The organism is Mycoplasmopsis mustelae (genome assembly GCF_004365095.1).
Taxonomy (GTDB): Bacteria; Bacillota_I; Bacilli_A; order Mycoplasmatales; family Metamycoplasmataceae; genus Mycoplasmopsis; species Mycoplasmopsis mustelae.
Genome location: NZ_SOCN01000003.1, coordinates 16899 through 38571, shown reverse-complemented (window position 1 = coordinate 38571; position 21673 = coordinate 16899). Strand labels below are relative to the sequence as shown.

The 21673-nt window shown below is 25.2% G+C and carries 15 protein-coding genes; 1 reads left to right on the top strand and 14 read right to left on the bottom strand.

What is annotated here, in order from left to right; genetic code table 4:
* Nucleotides 1–47: 47 nt before the first annotated feature.
* Genes BCF59_RS03015 through dnaE form a run of 3 tightly spaced genes read right to left on the bottom strand, consistent with a single transcriptional unit; the run spans nucleotide 48 to nucleotide 4433 of the window.
* Nucleotides 48–635, bottom strand: coding sequence for a dephospho-CoA kinase (locus BCF59_RS03015; RefSeq protein ID WP_134111107.1), 588 nt, complete (start codon nucleotides 633–635; stop codon nucleotides 48–50).
* A complete protein-coding gene (locus tag BCF59_RS03010; protein ID WP_134111105.1) occupies nucleotides 605–1486 on the bottom strand; it encodes a 5'-3' exonuclease in 882 nt (293 codons plus the stop codon). Before BCF59_RS03010 ends, BCF59_RS03015 begins: the two co-directional genes overlap by 31 nt.
* Complete coding sequence (gene dnaE, locus BCF59_RS03005; protein WP_134111103.1) at nucleotides 1479–4433, bottom strand: DNA polymerase III subunit alpha; 2955 nt, start codon at nucleotides 4431–4433, stop codon at nucleotides 1479–1481. Before dnaE ends, BCF59_RS03010 begins: the two co-directional genes overlap by 8 nt.
* 150 nt (nucleotides 4434–4583) lie before the next feature.
* Here dnaE and BCF59_RS03000 point away from each other — a divergent pair, with 150 nt between their 5' ends.
* A complete protein-coding gene (locus BCF59_RS03000) occupies nucleotides 4584–5564 on the top strand; it encodes an aspartate--ammonia ligase (RefSeq protein WP_134111101.1) in 981 nt (326 codons plus the stop codon).
* 24 nt (nucleotides 5565–5588) lie between these two features.
* Here the strand turns inward: BCF59_RS03000 and BCF59_RS02995 are convergent, their stop codons facing one another.
* From BCF59_RS02995 to BCF59_RS02945, 11 genes are all read right to left on the bottom strand, one after another.
* Complete coding sequence (locus BCF59_RS02995; protein WP_134111099.1) at nucleotides 5589–7211, bottom strand: MHO_4530 family protein; 1623 nt, start codon at nucleotides 7209–7211, stop codon at nucleotides 5589–5591.
* A 1-nt stretch (nucleotide 7212) separates the two neighbouring features.
* A complete protein-coding gene (locus tag BCF59_RS02990) occupies nucleotides 7213–9390 on the bottom strand; it encodes an ATP-dependent helicase (RefSeq protein ID WP_134111098.1) in 2178 nt (725 codons plus the stop codon).
* On the bottom strand, nucleotides 9374–10048 hold the full coding sequence (locus BCF59_RS02985; RefSeq protein ID WP_134111096.1) for an RDD family protein: 675 nt from the start codon (nucleotides 10046–10048) through the stop codon (nucleotides 9374–9376). The genes BCF59_RS02990 and BCF59_RS02985 overlap by 17 nt, the downstream gene beginning before the upstream one ends.
* Nucleotides 10048–11073: a glycosyltransferase gene (locus BCF59_RS02980; RefSeq protein ID WP_134111094.1), complete on the bottom strand. Its 1026-nt coding sequence runs from the start codon at nucleotides 11071–11073 to the stop codon at nucleotides 10048–10050. Before BCF59_RS02980 ends, BCF59_RS02985 begins: the two co-directional genes overlap by 1 nt.
* Nucleotides 11074–11162: 89 nt before the next feature.
* Nucleotides 11163–13706 carry a protein translocase subunit SecDF gene (gene secDF / locus BCF59_RS02975; protein WP_134111092.1) on the bottom strand — a complete coding sequence of 848 codons (2544 nt, stop codon included), beginning with the start codon at nucleotides 13704–13706 and terminating at the stop codon, nucleotides 11163–11165.
* 49 nt (nucleotides 13707–13755) lie between these two features.
* Complete coding sequence (gene ruvB / locus BCF59_RS02970) at nucleotides 13756–14709, bottom strand: Holliday junction branch migration DNA helicase RuvB (protein WP_134111090.1); 954 nt, start codon at nucleotides 14707–14709, stop codon at nucleotides 13756–13758.
* On the bottom strand, nucleotides 14690–15283 hold the full coding sequence (ruvA, locus tag BCF59_RS02965) for a Holliday junction branch migration protein RuvA (protein WP_134111088.1): 594 nt from the start codon (nucleotides 15281–15283) through the stop codon (nucleotides 14690–14692). The genes ruvB and ruvA overlap by 20 nt, the downstream gene beginning before the upstream one ends.
* 86 nt (nucleotides 15284–15369) lie before the next feature.
* The gene (locus tag BCF59_RS02960; protein ID WP_134111086.1) at nucleotides 15370–17754 is read right to left on the bottom strand and encodes an MAG1360 family OppF-related protein; all 2385 of its coding nucleotides are present in this window, start codon (nucleotides 17752–17754) and stop codon (nucleotides 15370–15372) included.
* 7 nt (nucleotides 17755–17761) lie between these two features.
* A complete protein-coding gene (locus BCF59_RS02955) occupies nucleotides 17762–18763 on the bottom strand; it encodes a folate family ECF transporter S component (protein ID WP_134111084.1) in 1002 nt (333 codons plus the stop codon).
* A 58-nt stretch (nucleotides 18764–18821) separates the two neighbouring features.
* Nucleotides 18822–20945, bottom strand: a complete 2124-nt coding sequence (locus BCF59_RS02950; protein WP_134111082.1) for a Tex-like N-terminal domain-containing protein — start codon at nucleotides 20943–20945, stop codon at nucleotides 18822–18824.
* Nucleotides 20945–21628 (bottom strand): nuclease-related domain-containing protein, encoded by a 684-nt coding sequence (locus BCF59_RS02945; protein WP_134111080.1) that lies wholly within the window; start codon nucleotides 21626–21628, stop codon nucleotides 20945–20947. Before BCF59_RS02945 ends, BCF59_RS02950 begins: the two co-directional genes overlap by 1 nt.
* Between the last annotated feature and the right edge of the window lie 45 nt (nucleotides 21629–21673).

Below are 21673 nucleotides of genomic sequence, written 5' to 3'. Positions count from 1 at the left end.
AATAACCTCATTTTAAAAAGTGACATTGTATTTATAATTTTAATGAGTTATTTTAATTTTTCTAAAATTTTTATGATTTTTTCTGTATTATCACGACTTCTCATTGGGATATTCACAACCTTTAGACCTCTGAAAAGTTCGTTTTTATTTCATTTATAGTTATTTAAACGATCTAATTTCTTAAATTCCAAGTTTTCCCCAAACCTTAAATTAACAAACTCTTTGCGTTTTTTAGGACATATAGTTAAATTCCATACTTCATCAAACAAAACACTAAAATCTTCATTTATAGTATTTAAAACTGGAATTTCAATAAAATCATAAGTTTCTTGTTGGAGTTTTTGCTTTAAATATGGATATAAAACTTTTTCAAATACATCAATATGTTTCAAATCTTCAAACAACCATTTTTTTAAAATATTTTTAGAAATTTGGTTGTTTTTTATTAAAAAATCACCTATTTGATTCTTTAATAATGCAATTAAATTAACATCTTTTTGATATAAATTTGAAATGTATTCATCTAAATTAATAGTGTGATAACCTAAATTTTTTAAAGTAGCTAAAAAATAACTTTTACCACTGGCAATTTTACCTACTATTGCTATTTTTTTAAAATAAGTTTTTTGAGTCATTTTATTACCGTATGCATTTGTAATTCTTCTAGTGTTTTGTTAGCATTATTTAGGTTTAATTTAATTAAATATGAATCAGCATTTGTATCAAAATCAAAAACATTTGTATTTAATTTTGATAATTCAAAACACATTTTGCCTACTTGATAACCACTTAAAATCTTTTCTTTAATTCCTTTTGAGTAATTTGAGTTTGCTATATTAGTATGAATATTTTCAAAATTACCAAAATCTTCCAATAATTTTATTGCAGTTTTATCACCAATCCCTTTAATTCCTGGTAAATTATCAGAACTATCTCCTTTTAAACCTTTATATGAGGTAATTTGATTTGGTTGCATACTAAATAAATCGTAAAAATTGTCTAATGTTATATGTAAATAATCGTCTTTTTTGCGTTGTAAAATAGTGGTTTTTGAATCAACTAATTGTAATAAATCTTTGTCTGCTGAAAAAACAAATTTTTCACCAGGAAGCTTTTTGACATAAGTTGCAATTAAATCGTCAGCTTCATCACCTCTTTGTTGCTTTCAAGAAATATTTAATTCAGTTAATATTTGTTTGATTTTTTCAACTTGTAAATATAGTTCATCGGGCGATCTGGCGCGACCAGATTTATATTCTTGATATTCTAGATGACGTTTTGTTTTGCCGGGTGCATCAAAAGCGATAAATAAGTGTGTAGGTTTAATATATCGAATTAGTTTAATCATCTGCATTAAAAATAATTGAATTGCGTTAGTTGGAAAACCATTTGAACTGCGTAAAATTGCACTAGTATCACCTCGATATGAAGCATAAAAGGATTGAAAAATTAAATAATTTCCATCAATAACTAAATTTTTATTCATTAACTACTTCCTGAAATTCTAAAAGATTGTAATATCCATTGCGTTTCTTAATAAAAGCTCGAATTTTAGTTTTAGGTTGTCTTCCTAATAATTCTTTTGCTTTTTTATTTCAACTATGTAAATCGGCAACGCCTGATTGATCTTTAACCTTAATTTTAGTGTGTTCAGGCTTGCTTCCATTTTTAACCTGTAGCAACTCTACAACAACTCATAAACCATATTCGTCTATATTTATCAAACAAGGAACAGAGTTATCTTTTAATTCTCTAAGAAATTCTTTATTATCTGTTGTGTATTTAGAACCTAAATATTTAATTTCATTAGCTTCTTGTTCTAAAGCATCTTCTTGTACAGTTGGAAAAGTAATTTCATTAACCTTTTCTTCTATAAGATACTGCATTAACAAACTAAAGTCATCATCGCCTGTAGTATATTTGCGCTTAAGAAGTAATTGAAAGTTTGTAAATAGCTCGTTAATAGTAGGAAGCATTGAAAGTAAATATCTTTGTCCACCAAAATTTCTAAACACTCCAGCTTTAGTTAATACTTCTAAATTAGCATCACCAATACCAACACGCTTTAACCTTAAGCATGCACAAATAAAATTTGGATAACGTCCGTGATTTAAGCGTTCTGCTACAATTTTACTAGCTGCTACCGAACCAATTCCTTTAATCATTAATAACGAAAGATAAATTTTCTTATCATATATTTCAGCGATATTGGATGAGACATTGATTTCTGGTGCAACCACTAAAATACCTTGTTGATATGCTTCTTCACTATAGCGCTTGATATTTTCTAAATCCGCACTCGCATCTGAAAGTAGGGTTTTATAAAAAATTTCAGGGTAGCGTGCTTTATAATATGCTAGTTTATAAGAAATCAAAGCATAAGCAACTGCATGCGCTTTATTAAAACCATAGTTAGCAAAGCTTTCTATTTTTTGATAAATTGCGTCTAATTTATCGAGATTGATACCATTTTTAATTCCACCATTAAAAAAAAGAGTTTTTAATTGGTGTAATTCGCTTTCATCTTTCTTAGAAATCGCACGACGCAAAAGGTCGGCTTGTGAAAACGACATTCCTGTTACTTGTTGTGCAATTTGCATTATTTGCTCTTGATATACAATAATACCAAAAGTAGAACGAACTATTTTATCATAAATCGGATGTACTCTTTCAATTAGTGAAGTATTTCGCTTATTACGTGCATATTCTGGAATAAATGCAACAGGCCCCGGACGAAATAGTGAAATAATTGCAAAAATATCATCAAAACTATCAATATGTACTTGTTGTATTGTTTGTCGCATCCTTGGTGATTCTAACTGAAAGATTCCATCAGTATGCAATTTATTTAACACATCAAAAGTTATTTTATCATTAAAAAGCGAGTATGACTGATTCATTATTTCATCAAAATGTTGGTCTAATGGCAACTGATTTTCAATCTCTTGCATAAAAGTAAGATTTTTTAAACCTAAAAAATCTATCTTAATAAGTCCAAAGCGTTCTAAATAATTCATTGTCATTTCGACTTGTTGAAACCCATTATCATTATAATGGCTTGCCACAATATTATTTAAAGATTGATTAGCAATCAATACACCAGCGGCATGTAAACCAACTTGTCTTGGAAATCCTTCTATTTTAGAAGCCAATTGATGCAAAAGTGGAAATTTAGAAATATACAAGCGATACTTGGAATTATTGTTGTATGCATCTGCTAAAGATTTATCTTTTAAGCCAACACAGGCACAAATATTATCAATATCACTACGTGCAATATCTAAAATTTTTTTATCCACCAGATAACGCGCAACATCTCGTAAAGAGTTTTTAGATGCTAAAGTTTGAAATGTTGAAATTAAAGCAAATTTTTCGGTACCATATTTATTTTTTAAATATTGTAACACTTCCTCACGTCGGTTATCTTGAATATCGATATCAATATCAGGCAATGAAACGCGATCAACATTTAAAAAGCGTTCAAATAATAAGTCAAATTCTAATGGATTAACAGATGTTATTTCTAATAGATATGCCACCAAGGAACCTGAAGAACTTCCGCGACCTGGACCAATGTTAATTCTATTTGCTCTAGCATAAGCTAAAGCATCGTGAATAATTAAAAAATAATCAATAAAACCTAATGAATCGATAACTTTTACTTCATATTTTATTCTTTGTAAAATTTTTTCTTTATTATAGTATTTAACAAGCTCCTGATATCGCTTTCCTAAAATTTTTTGTTGAAAAATATCACGACTATTAGTTGCGTATGCAGCCAATTTTAGGTCCGAACTTGGTTTACTAATATTAATAGATTCAACTAGATTTAGCATATTATTATAAACCTCATCATTTAGATCCATAAATTCACTGTCATCAAAATACTCACCATAAATTTTAGTGTTATTGTTACCTGAAATATGCGATAAAATTGGTAATATTTCATTATCATCATAATTTAAAATTCGCTTAGTAGGAGCATAAACGCATTGGTGATGCAATGGTGATTTTGAGTTAAAATAGAAATTTTTATGCAAAATATCAACATCAATATTTTTAACTAACATTCCATATTCTTCATGATCTATAACAAAAATATCATTAGTATTAAGTTGATAATAACTTGGTTTTTTACCTAATGAGATATCACTAACTAATTGATATAAAAATCTTAAACCTGAATTATTTTTAGCAATTGCAATAACACAAAAATTTTCTAATAAATCTAATTCAACTCCTATTATTGGTTTAAAATCATATTCATCCAAAAATTCTCAATAATATTGAAGCGCATAAAAATTTTGATAATCAGTTAAAGTTATATACTTTTGCCTTAATTCTTTACTTTTTTGTAATAATTCATGAACTCTTATTGTAGATGATAAAAAGGAAAATTCAGTATTAGTGTGTAGATAAATTTTTTGTCTCATATTCTTAATTGTAATATATTTATTTCTAAATAAATATATTTAAATGAAAATTGTCTGAACTTTGCTTTATTTAACACGATAAAACTTAATTTTCAAAATAATTTTAGGAAATTAATAATTTTATAAAAAATAAATATACAATTATATATTATGTATCAATCCAAATTAAATGTTAAGCAAACCCAAAAAGCAATTCAAAACTTAAAGCACATTTTTCAAAGTTTAATTAAAGAAGAACTTAATTTAACGAGAGCAACTGCTCCATTATTTTTAGATACAAAAAGCGGTTTAAATGACGGTTTAAATGGTGAGACCGCTGTCTGATTTAATCCTAAAAATTCTAATGTTCGTTTGGAAGTTGTACACTCATTAGCTAAGTGAAAAAGACATGCGCTAAAGCAATATCAATATAATGAGCACGAAGGTATTTATACAGACATGAATGCAATTCGACGTGAAGAAAATTTAGATCGCACTCATTCATATTATGTAGACCAATGAGACTGAGAACGTATAATAACTTCAAAAGATAGAAATATTGATTTTTTAAAAACAATTGTAAGTAAAATTTATAAATGTATAAGAATTACCAAATCACAACTTCAACAAGAATTTCCAATTTTAAATCATAAATTAGCTAAAGAAGTGTTCTTTATTAGCGCGCAAGAATTAGAAGATATATATCCCAATGACACTCCTGAAGCGAGAGAAAATTTAATCGTTAAAGAAAAAGGAGCAGTTTTTATTTATCAAATTGGCTGAGAGTTAAAATCAGGCACAATACACTCAAAACGTGCGTTTGATTATGATGATTGAAAATTAAATGGAGATTTAATTGTTTATTCTAATGTTTTAGATAGTGCAATTGAACTATCATCAATGGGCATTCGTGTCAACTCAGAATCAATGGTAAAACAATCAGGTTTAACTTATGAACAGCTTTTAGAACTATCACCATATCATAAAAGTATTTTATTAAAAGAGCTCCCATTAACAATTGGCGGTGGAATCGGACAAAGTCGTTTAAGTATGTTTTTATTAGAAAAAGCACATATCGGAGAAGTTCAATCTAGTTATTGACCACAAGAACACATTGATGAAATGGCATCAAAAGGGATAAAATTATTGTAAAACATAGCATGTGCTATGTTTTATTTAATTTGATTTATAATAAAATTTAACTTCTGCTTTTTGAATAATTAAAGGGTCTAAGTTTTTTTCAATATCCTCATATATAATTCTAATTGCTTTCTTTTTAGCGATATTTACAACACTAACACAATCTAAAAATAAGTTATTATCTTGATGAATTTTAGAAGCAATATTTTTTCCTATAACAATCACTTTTAAACGCATATCATTTAAGATCGTAATTAGTGATTTATCAATTTGATTAATATATAAAGTTGTCGGAATTTTATTTTGAAGGTTTTTTTGTATTTTAGTTTGTGTTTTATTAGAATTAAAAAAATTTATTTCACTATACACCAACGGAATTGGTAAATTATCTGCAGAGTTAAATTCTTTTTGTAAAAATGTTTCTTGCGAAATTTTTAAAATAGTATTCTTCGAGTTTGCAATATTCTGATTTTGTAAAATTTGATAATTATTTTTTTCTACTTTTAATTTTAAATAAGGTATTTTTTCAAATAACTCAAAATTTTTAATAGAGTTTTTTGGGTAATCTTCTATTATTTTTGCCACCGAAAGTCTGGTGGGTAAATCATTCTGAAAATTTAAAATTTTATTATGTTTAATATTAACTTTTTGTTTAGAATTATGTATGTATTCAAATAAATTCAGGTCTTCTTTAAATTTTCGTAATTCTTCTGGTTTATTAAAAAGTTCATTACCCAAATATTTTTGAGATTCATTTGGATTATTAATAATATTAAATAATGAATATTTTAAAATTCGTTCTATTTCAATGATGTCATGCACTGAATTCATTTTAGTTTCAAAAACCGAAGTAGCTAATAATAATTTTGAATTTCAAGTATTTTTGTTTATTTTTTTAGCTTCGTTTAATCAAATTTCTATTTTTTTATGAGTATTTTTTTTGGCAAGAAAATATATAATCCCATCTTTGTAAAAATACATTTCTTTTTCAGGATTTAGATTAAATGTAACTGCTAATTCTTTAATATCGTCATATCTTATTTCATCAGTCAAATAATAGGAATTTAAAGCAAAACCTAAAACAAGATAATTGCCAGATTTTATTCTAAAATTTTCCTTAAAATGTAAATTCTCCAATTTATCTGAGACATTTATATTATCAAAATGATTTCAATGAATTTTTCCATAAAAATCACCTTTACTATTTGATAAAATTTCTAAATAGTATTTTTTGTTTTTCTTAAGTTTTGTATCGAATTTATAAATTATGCGATCTATTAGACTAAATTTCTTTAATAAAGTTACCATTTCTTTATCATCACATAAATAAGCATCTAATTTATACTCATTTACTTCTGAATTATCTAAAATAGCCAAAATTTTATCCTTAGTTTGTTGATTAAAATAATCTAAAAAATCATTAACAGACATATAGTTATACATTTCAAAATCTGTGTGTTTCGCATCAAAAATTGTGGATAAATAAGCAAATTTAGAATTTAAACGTATGACACGTTTGTTGATATAATCAACTTTGAATAAAATAATTCCTGATGAACTACGTTTATAAAAACCAAACAAAACAAAACAAAAAAATAATACAAATACAAAAATAATTAACGATAATAAAACGATTAAAATTTTTAGAAATTCAAGCATTTTATCTCTCTCTTAAAATCCTAATTGAATGGTGGATTTTATTTAAAGTTTTAATACTACCATCCGAAAATTTGATTACCGCATTATTATTTTCACCTAAATCTATAACTTCTCCCTCTCCGAATATTACATGCGAAATTAGATCGCCGATTACCATCTTAGAGTTCATTGAAATAATTTCTTCTTGGCTGTTCTCTGATAAATCCAACCCCGCTTTGGACCCTGCCAAGATTCCATCTTCAGTATTAATTCCAATTTCTCGCACAAATTGTGAGGGCTCTTTATCAATTTTAGTTCCAATAATTTTTCCCCGAGATGAACTTATAAAAAGTCTTTTTTTAGCGCGCGTTACCGCTACATATGCTAAACGCCTTTCTTCTTCTAAAGTGTCTAAATCAGCAATACTATTATCTTGATAAATTCGCCAAGTTGGAAAAACCCCTTTAGACATACCGACTAGAAATATATTATCATATTCTAAACCCTTAGCAGAATGAACAGTCATTAAAGTAACATAATTTGTGTTTCCATCAGTCTCATCAGTAACTGATAGAAAATTAATATAATTTAAATAATCCTCTACTTTTTTATCAGGATTTTTTGTTTCTCAAATTGCTATAGAATTAATCAATTCTTTAACATTTTCTTCAGCTGTTCCACGTAAACTTTTGTTTTTTTCAATAAATTTATAATAATCGATTTCTTTTAAATAAAAATTTAAAACTCTATGAATTTTCATATTGTTTTTTAATAATTGCGTGCGATATGATAATGTAAGTTTTATAAAACCATACATTTTTTTGGCAATTGATTCGTATTCTTCTCTAAACTGATTTCAATTTTTGTATAAACCTTCCAAGGTAGAAATTTCATTTTTAGAGTCTAAAAAACTACTGATATTTTGCAGCGCTGTTTCACCTATTCCGCGATTTGGCACATTTATAATCCGTTGCATCGATAATTCGTGTCCGTTAAAGATTACACGTAAAAATGCTATTGCATCTTTTATTTCGCTACGTTGGTAAAATTTAATTCCATTCAAAATACGGTGTGGAACACCCTCTTCTATTAAACTTTGTTCGAATGCACGCGAATAAAAGTTAGAACGATATAAAATAGCAATTGATTTGAGTTGATTCTTTTCTTTTTTAAGTTGGTTTATTTCATTTACTACCCAACGAGCTTCAGCATCTTCACTAAAACTATGCATATATTTAATTTTAGCTCCTACTTCATTATCGGTAACTAAATCCTTGTTAAAACGATTTTTATTATGCTTAATTAATTTATTAGCAGCATCTAAAATAACTTTTGTTGAGCGATAATTCTTATCTAAAACAACTGTTTTAGAATTAGGAAAATCTTTATCAAAATTTAAGATTAAGTTAACATCAGCCCCTCTTCAATTGTAAATTGTTTGATCCGGATCTCCTACTATTGTTAAATGTGTATTCTCTGAAATAATTTTTTTAATTATGTTATATTGCAAAACGGAAGTATCTTGAAACTCATCAATTAAAATATAATCATAGTTATTTTTGTATCTCATAAGAATATCGGGTCTTTCATCAAAGAGAATGCTAGTTTGTAAAATTAAATCATCAAAATCTAAGGCTCCATTTTTAGCCAAGTAATTAGTGTATTGAATGTAAATATCATTTAAAATACCATCTGAATTTTTATTTTTATATAAATCACGAATATCTTTATTAAAATTTTTTACATAAGAAATATATTGAATTGCATTTTTATAACTAACCTCATTAATAGTAATGCCAAGTTCTTTATAAACATTACTTAAAATCATGTTTTTGTCATTTTCATCTAATATTGTGAAATTATTGTTATAACCCAAATTATGTATCTCGCGGCGCAAAATGTTAGCACAAAATGAATGAAAAGTCATAATATTTAGCTTCTCATTGTTTTCGCGACAATACTTTTTAATTCTTACTGACATTTCTTGTGCCGCTTTGTTAGTAAAAGTAACTGCTAAAATTTTTTTCGGCGAAATACCTAAAACATTAATTAAATAAGAAACCTTACGAGTTAAAACTTTTGTTTTTCCTGTACCGGCACCAGCAATAATTCTTAATGGAGAATCAAAATAACGAACAGTCTCTGATTGATGTTCGTTAAGATCGCCAAGTAAATCAAGTTTTTTATAATTTAGGGTCATAATTCTCCAAACTCTCTCATTCATTAAATCTTTTAATTTTTCTTCATTTTTTTTCAAATGGTTTTAATAAATATAATTCTTCCTCTTGTATTTCTACTTGCTTGATAAAAACAACTCTAGAATTAGATAAAAAATCAGTAAGAGAAAGTTTCTTTTTATGAAATAAAATCATTATATAATTTGCTGTTTTCAAAACCATTAATAATGAAAATGCAGTTGTAATAAATCTTAGAACAATAATTGTTTTTGTATTTTCAACAATATAAATTCCTTCTTTTTTATCATTTATATCGTTTTTGTATATTGTAGAAAAGATAAAAATTACAATCGCAAAAATATAAAACGAACTCAAAATATTACGTTTGAAAATCATAGCAAAAGTATAATCTTTTGTCTTTGTATCAATAATCCTAGTTTTGAAAATGTAATTACTTATTAATTTTCCTTTTGTGATTATAGGTAAAATAAAAAAATACAAAAGTGTTCAAATTGACATAAATAAAAACGAAAGATAAAAATAATAAATTTTAAAATGTCCATTGGAATCTTTTTGATTAAAAGAAAAACTAATAAAAATTAAAGTAAAAACAATGCCATAAATTAAAAGATCAAGAAGGTCTCCGAGAAGCCTTCTTAAAAAATTAACATTTTGATACATTATTCAAGTGAACTCAAAATCCCTATTTTACGTAATTTTTTATTATCCAATAACAATAGTGATACTTCATTCAATTTATTATGAATATATGGGTTGATTAATTCAAATTTATTTTTTTGATATTCTTTTTCAATTTTTTCTATTAATTCATAGTGTTTTTGAAGCCACATCTTAGTTCTTGTTTCCTTTATTTTTTTCTTCTCACTTTGATACACATAGCGATATAAAATTGTAGTTTCTTTTAAAAATGCTGTTAGCAAAAGCTTAAAGAAATATAATTTTGCATAATTTAACTCATTTTCGTATTTCTCTAAACTAGTACTATTTGTTATTCACTTTTGTATACCATCAAATGAAGATAACATTCTTTTTGAATTAAATCAAATTTCTGACTCAAAAAATTCTCTATAAATCCCGTAGTTGAGATACATATAATTTTTTGATTCTAATAATAAAATATAATTTATTTCTACACACATTTTAGTATCGTTTGTATTTAGTGGTTTATAAGAAAGAATTTTCTTAATTAGTTGTTTCTTAAAAATTTTATTAAAAACAAACGGGTAAGCATAAGCAATAATATTCTTTGATTTTGCAGTAAGAGTTGGTTCTTCAATATTGTTGCGCTGTTTTGGCTTTCAGCGGATTGATCCTATAATCCTTGGACGGAACTCTAAAACATCAACATCATACTTAACTGCTGCAGTTATCATTTTATTAACATAATATTTTTTTAAACTTACATCAGTATTCAAGGTTGCTACGAAATCGCCTTTTGCAATTTGAAAAGCGCTCATTAAATTGTATTGATATGAACTATTTTTCGAGTTATAAATACTGATTAAACGATCATTAAAATATAGTTGATAATTCGCAATCAAATTAATAATTTCAGCTTCTTCATTAGTTTTATTAATGCATAAAATTATTTCAAAATCTTGATTATCCTGCTCTAATAAATCTTTTAAGTATTTTTCAACATCTTTTTTCGAATCATTCATTACTGAAATTAAAGAAAGTTTCATTATTGCTCCTCAAGATTTTATATAAATTAATTTTACCATATTTACTTAAGATAAGACAAAAATGACCCATTGTAATAACAAGAGGTCATTTATTTGTAATCATTAATACCATTAAATACTTGTTCATCAGGATTATTAATTTCTCAAAATTTATTTGCTTCGCGTTTTGCTTTAATTCTTTGATTTACTGATTCAAATCATATAAAGAATTTAGGCATTATAAATAATGCAATTAAAGCAACTAATAACATTGAAATTAATGAAAAAATTACAAACCAAACATCAAAAACACTGTTAAATCCTAAAATTATAAACAACGAAAGATAAACACCAATAATCAACAATACGAATCTTTTAATAGAACTAATAATTAGTTTATTAACCACCGTTTTAATATTTTCTTTTGTCATTATATGTTGATAATAATTATGTCTTATTAAAATTCTTAATTTCGCTAACAACAATGATGCGCTATAGATATATAAGATATCAAAAATTAACATTGACAAGACTACATAACTATTTATTTTAATTCTAGTGATAAATAATATAGCAAAGAATGCTAAAAATAAAATTATAAAACCAACCAAAGCACTTAAGGCATACGAAACACCCATTCTAATGCTAAAGAAGACTAGAATAATAACGGCAAATATCAAGAATAAAAGTGATAAATTATTAAAGGTTTTTAATGCTTCGTTATTAGAAACTTGATAAGTATTTATTTCTAGTGGTAATTGAGTTGAATTATTAATTGCTTCTTGAATATTATTTAATTCATTATTACTTAATAATTTTGATGTTTGCACCGAAATCATAAAATTGTCTGTATTATCGATTGTAAATAATTTTGTAACATCATAACTTAAATTAAATTGACTTAAATTTGGATTTTTACCAAGTGAATTAATTATATGATTTATATCATTTTGTAAAAGAAGTTGATTAAATTTTGAACTTCCTTGAACTGTAATGACAGTACCACCACCAAAAATATCTTTAAACGTAAACGCTCCTAAAATACTTCTATTAATTAAACTTAATGTAATAAAGACAATCAATCCAATTACTATTAATGTTAAGATGGTGATAGTAGAAACATTTAATGTTTTATTAAAGTTGTAATTTTTCTTACTTAAGTTAATATTTTTGAAATTATTTTTAAACAAAATACCAAATAATCATAATTTCTTATTTTCAAAACTATTAACAATTCATTCAATGATAAATTTATTAAATGCTAATAAAGAGAAAAGTCCAACTAAACTTGCAACAATAAATATTACACCCGAAGTATTAAGTGGTTTTAATGCAAAAAAGAAAATAAACAAACCAATTACCAAAATAAACACGTTAGAATCTATAATTCATCATAATGACTCTTTGAACGAATTTTTTATTGCTTTTTTTTGCGTATCTCCCGAGGAAATTTGTTTTTTAATATTATCAAACATCAACACACTTGTGTCTAAGAATAATCAATATGTTGATAAAATAATCATAAAGATATGTGGCGAATATTCACCCCTTAATGCTGTAAATATTAATAGTGTTAAAAATATATATAATGCAGCAGAAATAGTATTTAAAGCTCCTAATAAACCATAATTTACAATCATTATTAATGATATTAAAGAAAAAATCACTATAGATGCTATCATTGTATAAAACAACGCACCACGATTTTTTTCAATAAATGCATAACTACTTGAAATAAGATCTAATGTATAGTCACTCAGTGCATAATTAATTTTATTCGCAATTCTTGTTGCTTCAGTATTTGTAAAAGTTTCATTATGTAAGATTAGATTTTCACCATTAAAAACATGATCGACCGGTATTATTGCAATTAAATATTCACTTAAAACTGGTATGATAAATTTTTTAATTTGATTTTCTTTTTTGGTTTCTTTATCTTCGATTTCTTCGTTTACATGAATAAATTTTCACATATTTCTGCCGGATTTTTCTCATTGTGTATTATATTGAGTTTCCGCAATTCTTTTTAATTTATCATAATTTAATCAGATTAGGATTTTTTTACCATCAGTTTTTGAAATCTCTTCGGTAGCCTTTGATCATTCAGATTTTCCATCTTGACTATTAAAACTAACTTCAATTGTATTCTCGCGATTAAAGTTTGAATTAGTATAAATTGCTCCATTTTTGCGAAACGGTGGTATATATTGATTTAAATCCGAATCAATTAAAACTTGATCTTTTTTATAAAAACCATCTAAAAACAATGGATGCATATCAACATCAGTCGCAATTAGAGTGGGCTTATTAATTAGTTCATTTTCATACAAAGTTTTAGATTCATTATTAAAATTTCCGCCTTGATTTACATAAACAATTCCATCAGAAAGTGTAGTTACATATGCATTTGGGATACGTTTAGAAATATCAGAATTTACATTTTCTGTTTGTTCAGAATTCGCTATTTTATTGTTATATTTAACATTTAAAACAGTTTTAATTCCATTATTGTATTCAATAGAAGTTTTAGAATTTTTTGAAATATAAAAGGCGCTTCCTAATGCAATAGATAAAATTGCTGTAATTATTACTAGAAAACCGATAACCATCCTTATTACTTTATTTGATAATAAGAATTTTTTTATTTTATTCATAATAAAAATATTATCACAATTTATTACTTTTTGTATTAAGAAATGTTGATTATAGTAATTTTTGCGAAATTAAATAGTCTATTCCTTTTGATGTAATTCTTCTTCCTCTTGAACTTTTTTCAATTAAGTTTAAATATAATAAAATTGGTTCAATTTCAGAGACTATGTCTCCTTTTTCGCGTATAGTTAATCCTGAAATTGTATTTAAGGAAACGCTATTTTGATCGAAACCATCTTTTAGAATCTCTAAATATTGGATGTGTTCATTGGTTAAACCATATTTATAAATTTCTAAACTCCGTAAAGTTTTCTTAACTATTTTACGATCTATAACTCCCGAATTGTGTGAAATTGCAAAATCATAAACGCGCTGAATTATATGATTGGCAATTCTGGGCGTTAGTCTTGAATATTCTGTTAATTGTTCCAAAATTTTAGTTTCTACACCAATTTGCATCTTTTTACAAGTATTCTTTAAAATCTTTATAATATCATCTTGAGTGTAACCGATAATTCGACCAATATAACCAAATCTATCCTTTAAAGGTTGGATAATTTCATTAATTTTCGTGGTTGCAGCAATCAAAGTAAACGGTTTTATTTTCATTCGCATAGAACGAGAATTCCCTTCTACACCTATGATTAAGTCAAAAACAAAATCTTCCATTGCATTATATAAAAATTCAATAACATTTTTATTAACGCTATGTATTTCATCAATAAACAAAATATCACCTTCGTTGATAACTGATAACATACTGATTAAATCTGATTTTTTCTCTATATTTGCGCCTTGTACAAAATGAATATTACTTTGATATTCATTTGCGATAATACTTGCTAATGTAGTTTTACCCATTCCAGGAGATCCATAAAATAAAATATGTGGTAAAACTTTGTTTTGTTTTTTAGCACTTTCTATAATGGTCTGTAAAGTGCTTTTCAGATGAATTTGACCTATAAAATCATTAAAATTCTGTGGTCTAAGCTCTAATTTCTCCATCTTTTACACTAGTTATTAAAACTATACTTTCCTCAATCATTTTATCTAAATCTTTTCTTTCTTTTAAGTTTATTAATGCATATTCAATTTGTTTTTTCTTAAAACCAAGTGATTGTAGTGTTGAAGATAGTTCAGTTAGTATTGAAGTATTTTCAGAATTACTTACAATAACTTTATCAATCATTTTCTTTCATTTTTCTGTTAATTCAACACATATTAAACGCGCAGTTTTTTCTGAAACAAATTGGCATTTTGCTAATTCAAGATAATTATTTTCTGCTATATACCTAGCTATTAATTCTCAACCTTTATCCAACATTAATATAGCTATTTTTGGTCCTATTTTATCTACATTAATTAGATCCATAAACAAAACACGCTCTTTAAATTCTTTAAAACCATAAAAGTTGTGTAAGTAATCGGTCGCATGTTCATAAATATAGATTTTGAGTTTTTGTCCAATTTCAAATCGATTGATATTTGGGACAGTGACAATATGTCCATCGCCACGACTTTCAAATATTAAATTGTTTTTATTTTTATGTACTATTTCACCTATTTTGTAAAGTATCATTTTGTCCTCCAATTTATATATAAATGTTTTACAAAAACAGAACAAAAAAGGGAAAAAATTTTTGTTCTGTTTTTGTATAAATTTCTTTAGTAATTACCATCATCGTCTGATGAAATTTGATGTTTTATTAAAATTCAATTATCATAATCTGCCAAAACTTCGTTATGCCTTTCTTGATCGTTACATAATTCTATTTCATAATTTAATAAAGCATTCATCAATTCATGTGTTTGAGTTTTGATGATTGTTTGAACTTTGGAATTTAGTTCCAATTTTTTATTAATATCTTGATTTTTATACTCTAAAAAATTTGTATAAACATAATGTTTCTTACCTTTATGAAGCTGTATAAAGCGTTTATTAAGAAAAAAATTATCATTTATATGTGATGGAAAGTTTATATCTTGTCCTAAAACTAAATATTGTGAAAATTTTGAAAACGGTTTAGAAAACAAATGTTCATATTCACCACTTTCAACAAGTTGATTATCATCAAATAAAAACAAGCTTTGAAAATCATTTCTTAAAACTAATTGATCATCTGTAACATAAATATAAGGAACATTATATTTTTCAGAGATTAAATTCACTACCCTAATAAATTCTTCTTTTAATTCATATTTTAAATCATTATTAAAATCTTTAATAATTATTAATTCCGCTTCATCAAATCAGTTTTTTAAAAATTTAATTTTTATTTTATCTATAGTTTTAAGATATTTATAAGGTACCAAAAAATACTTTGAGTTTACTGAAATATTTTCAATTAATTGTGTTAATTTTAAAACAGCAATAATTTGTTTTATTAATTTTTTTGAGAGCTTTTTTTTGGAAACTGAATATGAACTAATACCTAATAAAAAATTAGTAATTCAGTTATCATAAGAAAATAGGTTATATAAAATTTTGAAATTTTTATCAGCCTTTTGTTTAAAAATACTAAACCTTTGATTTTCATTAAGAATCTTTTGAATCGTATTAAATGATTGCGATAAAGTTTTATTTAAAAGTTTAAAATTAGATGAAAATCGTTTTACTTTATTCTTTTTATTTTTTTGTGAATTAATAAATAATTTATTTTCAAAATAATTATCTCATTTTATTTCTGCTTCAGCTGTTTTAAGTTGTTGTCCTGCATTATATAATTCTAAAAGATGTTTATCACTGTGTACTTGTTTATAAATAACATTATCTATTTTTTGAATTTCTTTTTTTATTTTACGTATTCTTAATATCACTTCCGAATAACGCTGTTTTGAATATAAAGTATAAATATCAATCTCAGGGTTAAATTCATAATAAATAAAATTACGTAGTTTTTTTAATACTGTGTATTGATCTTTTTCATTAACTTTATAAATATTATTAATAAAAAAATTAGTTTTATTTTCAAATTCTTCTTCTAATTTACAAAGTTCCTCGTAAGTTAAATATAACAAATGTCTTTTTCGATACTTCAAAAAATTATAACTACGTTTTTTGATTAAGAATAACTTATAAAGTTCTACATAATCTGAAAAAATTGCCTTACTATATTTTAGTTTATATCTAATAATTGAAAGTTCTTTAGAATATTTATTTAAATTGTTATTAATAAAAATGACAGCTTGTTGCTTTATTGTTTTTAAAAATTTTTTATAATGGTATATTTCAGTTAAATAGTCGCGTTTCTTTAATTCTTTGGAAACTTGCATATTAGAAGTTTTATTAATTTTATTTAAGTAGTATATACGTTTTTTAAATTCAATTACTTTATTTTTTTGAACCGCTAAATTTGAATTTTCAAAGTTTAAAAAAATATTTTCAATTTCTGATTTTAAATCACGAAAAAAGTTTAAAAATAAATCAAAAAGTTTAACTTGATAAGATACAAATAAAATACGGTATTCTTCTATGCTCTTTTCTTGAAGATGAGTTTGACCTTTTTTTGCAATATTTTTCTTTAATAAATCAATTTCACGAATATAATCTTGGTTTATTGATACAAAATTAGGCATAAAATCAAAGAGGTGTTTGTAAAATAAATTTTTTAATAAATAAATATTTTCTTTATTTATTGATGTAATTTTATTATAGTAATATTGATAGCGAAAATCAGTATTTAAACATACTTTTCATATTTCATTAATCGGAAATGTTTCATCTTGATTATTCACTATCTCTTCGATATCTAATATGGAAATTTTGTTTAATATTTTCTTTTTATTAGATTCATAACCGAGGCCTTCAGAATTATTACCACGAAATAATACAACAACATCTTTATTAGATCTTAACGCACGTCAAAATGAATCAAAAGTTAAATTTTGATTCATTTTGCTAAAAAAGAAAAGATTACGTTTATGTGTTATTGTAATTTTTGGAACGCTAAATGTATGTGATTCTTCACTATTATTTTTTCGTCCATACCAACTTCGCTTGCTATCCTCAAAAAGATTTTCTAATATAAATAAAAATTTATCTTCGTTCATAAACCCTCTATTTGTAAGATAAATTACTATTTTTGTAAATTAGTTTTGAAATAATTTCATATGTATAATAAATAACAAAAGTATTAAATCATATTTTAACAGGACCAGATAAAATATGTTGTGAAATTCAAAAGAAAATATCTTTGCCATCTTTATTTCCTAATGATAGCAAGTCTGCATATGCTAGTACTGGGATATTTACTAACTCTAAAAATGCCGAGAAGACCACAATCGGTACAAGTGTTAAATAAGTTTTGGTTTTAAAGAAAAAACGACCTAAAAACACAAAAAATAACATCATTGAAGTTCCACCAGACATTAAACCTAATAAAATATATTTATTTTTTATAATTCCTTTTTGAATGATTTCATCAGGCGAATTTAGAACAAACCAAGCAAAACTAGCAATAACTAACGTTAAAAGAATTATACTTGCAAATAAATAAATATTTTTAAGTAAATTATCTGCATCATTTTGATTAATATATTTCTTTTTATTGTTTAATTTAATAAGTTTATCAGCTACTACATCTGCTTTTTTGAATTCATTTTGATCTTTTAAAAACTTATATTTATATGCATATATTGTAAGTTTTTGTGAAATTCTTTGCAAACGAAATTCACGACTGAATGCAGTTTTTAAAATTTGATTAAAGTAAATCCCAAATAAACCAGAAACCAAACCATTAATAGCAGTCGCTACGGTATATACCGGATTATAACCTGCTGGCGGGATAAAAAGTAATGAAAGTAAATCACTTACTATACCAACAAAAACTCCTACCACTGGTCCAAATATAAAACCAGCTATTTTTACCGGTAAACCTATAAAAGAAAATTTATATGTAGGTAATGAAACAATAGGGATTATTTGAGCAACAACAATAGTAAAACTAACTGAAATGGCAATTAAAATAGATACCATCACCATATTTTTGATGGTTCATTTTGGAAAAAGACTAATTTCTTTTCAGTTTTTACTTTTTACTTTATCTATCACTCGTTTCATAACCTAAATTTTATAGTATTTTTTCATTTTTGTTTGTATTTGTTAAATTTTATAAGGTCTATATGACTTTGCCATTAATTCGATTGCGATTTGAATCAATATTTAAAATTTCTAAGTCAATGATCATTCCTACATAATATTTTTCAAAAATAGATTGATTCTCTAACTTTGCATCATTGAGATGGATAAATAAATGTTTTTTAAGACCTATATATACAAATAAACCAAAATCTGTAATATTCTCGATTGTTCCTTGTAATTTAAAACCAGGTTGTAAATCTTGTATCTCTAAAATCTTATCTTTAATCAAAAATCCACTTTTATTCTTATCAAAATTTTTAATTGGATTTTCTAAAGCGTTTAAAATTAATTCAATTTCATATTTTTTATCACTAAATTCATTAAACAATTCTTTTTTAATTGTCTCAGAAATTTTAATTCCTGTTTCTTTTGGTTGAAAATGATATTTAGCAATTATATAGTTAGCTAATTGATATGATTCAGGATGGATAAAGGTTTTATCTAGAAAATTTTCAGAATTAAAAATTCTCAAAAAACCAATGCTTTGTTCAAAAGTTTTTTCTCCTAATCCTTTAACTTTCTTTAATTCGTTGCGATTTGTAAAATTACCAACTAACTTACGATATTCCAATATCTTTTCTACAATTTTGTTATTTAAACCTGAAACATAAGTTAAAATAGATTTTGTTGCAGAGTTCAAATCTACACCAGTTTCATTAACGACTTTATCTACCTTATATTTTAATTTTTCCTCTAATTCTCTTTGATTTACATCATGTTGATATTGTCCAACTCCTATTGATTTAGGGTTAATTTTCACTAGTTCATTTAGTGGGTCCAAGAATTTTCTTCCGATATTTACAGCACTTCTTTCTTCAACTGATAAATTCGGAAATTCTTCTTGTGCTATTTTAGAAGTTGAATAGACACTCGCACCAACTTCAGAAACAATCGCTCATTTTACATTTAATTTTTGTTTTTGTATAAAATCAGCGATAAATAACTCGGTCTCACGCGAAGCGGTACCATTGCCGATTACTATAATATCAATTTCAGGGAATTTTTGAAAAATTTTTATCAAAGTGGTTTGTGCTTGAATGATTTTAAATAAAGGGGCATTTGGAAATATTTTATCTATAAATAAAACTTCTGAATTCGAATTTAAAACAGCCAACTTGCAACCACTTACAAAAGCAGGATCGATCGCTAAAATAGTGTGTCCATATGTTGCCGGTGCTTTTAAAAGTTTTTCTAATGAAGTAGCAAATACTTCAATCGCGCTATGTTGTGCCTTATCAAATAATTCATTAAAAATTTCTCGTTCAATTGATGGTAAAATTAATCTTTTTAAACTATCTTCTACTGGTAAAATTAAATTTTTGATATTGATTTTTTTATGATCATATTGATATAAGATAGTATTAATCAAAGGTTGAATATTGTAATTAAAATTAAGTGATAAAATATTTAATTTTATCCCTCGATTAATAGCTAAGATATTATGATTCTTTATAAATTTAATTGGTTTATTAAAGTCATAATAATTACTAAAATTTTCATTTAAATCTTCTACTTTCTTTTTTTGTTTAGTTTGTAAGGTTGCATACTTATAAATACTTTCTTTCACAAATTCTCTTACTTTCACATCCTGAGAAATGATTTGTGCAATGATAAAATTTGCTTGTTGTATAGCGAATTTTACATTTGTAACTTTTTCATTAAAATATTTTTTTGCTTCTATAAACACATTAAATTTTGGATTTTTGTTATTTAAAATTGTTTGTGCTAATGGTTGTAAACCTAACGCAATCGCTTCGGTGGCTTTGGTTATTTTTCCTACTTTAAATGGCTCATATATTGCCTCTAAATTGCTTTTAGTTGTCGTTTTTAAAATTGTTTCTTGCAGTTGTTCGGTTAATAATTCTTTTTCCTTTAATATATCTAAAATTGTTTTTTTGCGTTCTTGAAGTTCTTGATTATATTTATATAATTTTTGAATTTCAAAAACCTGTTCTTCATTTAGACCGCCGGTAGCATCCTTGCGATACCTCGAAATAAAAGGAATGCTACTACCTTGTGATAAAAGATCTAAAACTATTTGAACTTGTTGATTTTTAATATTTAGTTTTTGTGATAGAAGTGTAATAATTTTTTGATTCATTATTTTCCTTTTTTAATTATTTTTTTAAATTTTTGTTTTTCTTTATTTGTTTTTATTTTCATTGACATTAACATTTCTTTAACTGCCTTTTTATTTATTACAGGTGGATTTTGGTTGTTTACATAACTACGCAGTTGTTGTAAAGTTTCTAATAATTGATCTTCTGTTATAAAAAGAACATGATCTTCTATATTGGTAATTTTAATTTTACTTTGTTGTGGAATTATAATTAAACTTGCATAAGGAATTTGTTGTGAGATAAGTTTAAAAGTATGATTTAAATTTTTTTGGCATTGCAAAATTGGATTAGTTACTAATTTATATTTTGATTTAGGATGTTTTTTTAATTTTAACATTATATCGTTAGCATCACCACTCAAAATTCCATTATAAAATTTAATTTCAATAACCACAATAAACACATTAGAAATTAAGAATCCATCGGTCTCAAATATTTTACCGTCATATAAATAACTACTTCCTTTTAAAAACTCAAAGGTATTAGAATCAATATTTTTTTGAAGTTTTTCTCAGATATAACCTTCATACAAAAAGCCTTTTTTTCCTTGCTTATAGTCTATTTTAATTCTTCAATAAAGATATCACACTATCGATGAAATTAAAATAAAACAAAAGAAAACTATAAAAAAAATCGTTAAAATAAGGTGTGTTGAACTAGACATATTCTCCTTGATAAATCTTATAAAGATAAAAATTGAAATTGAACA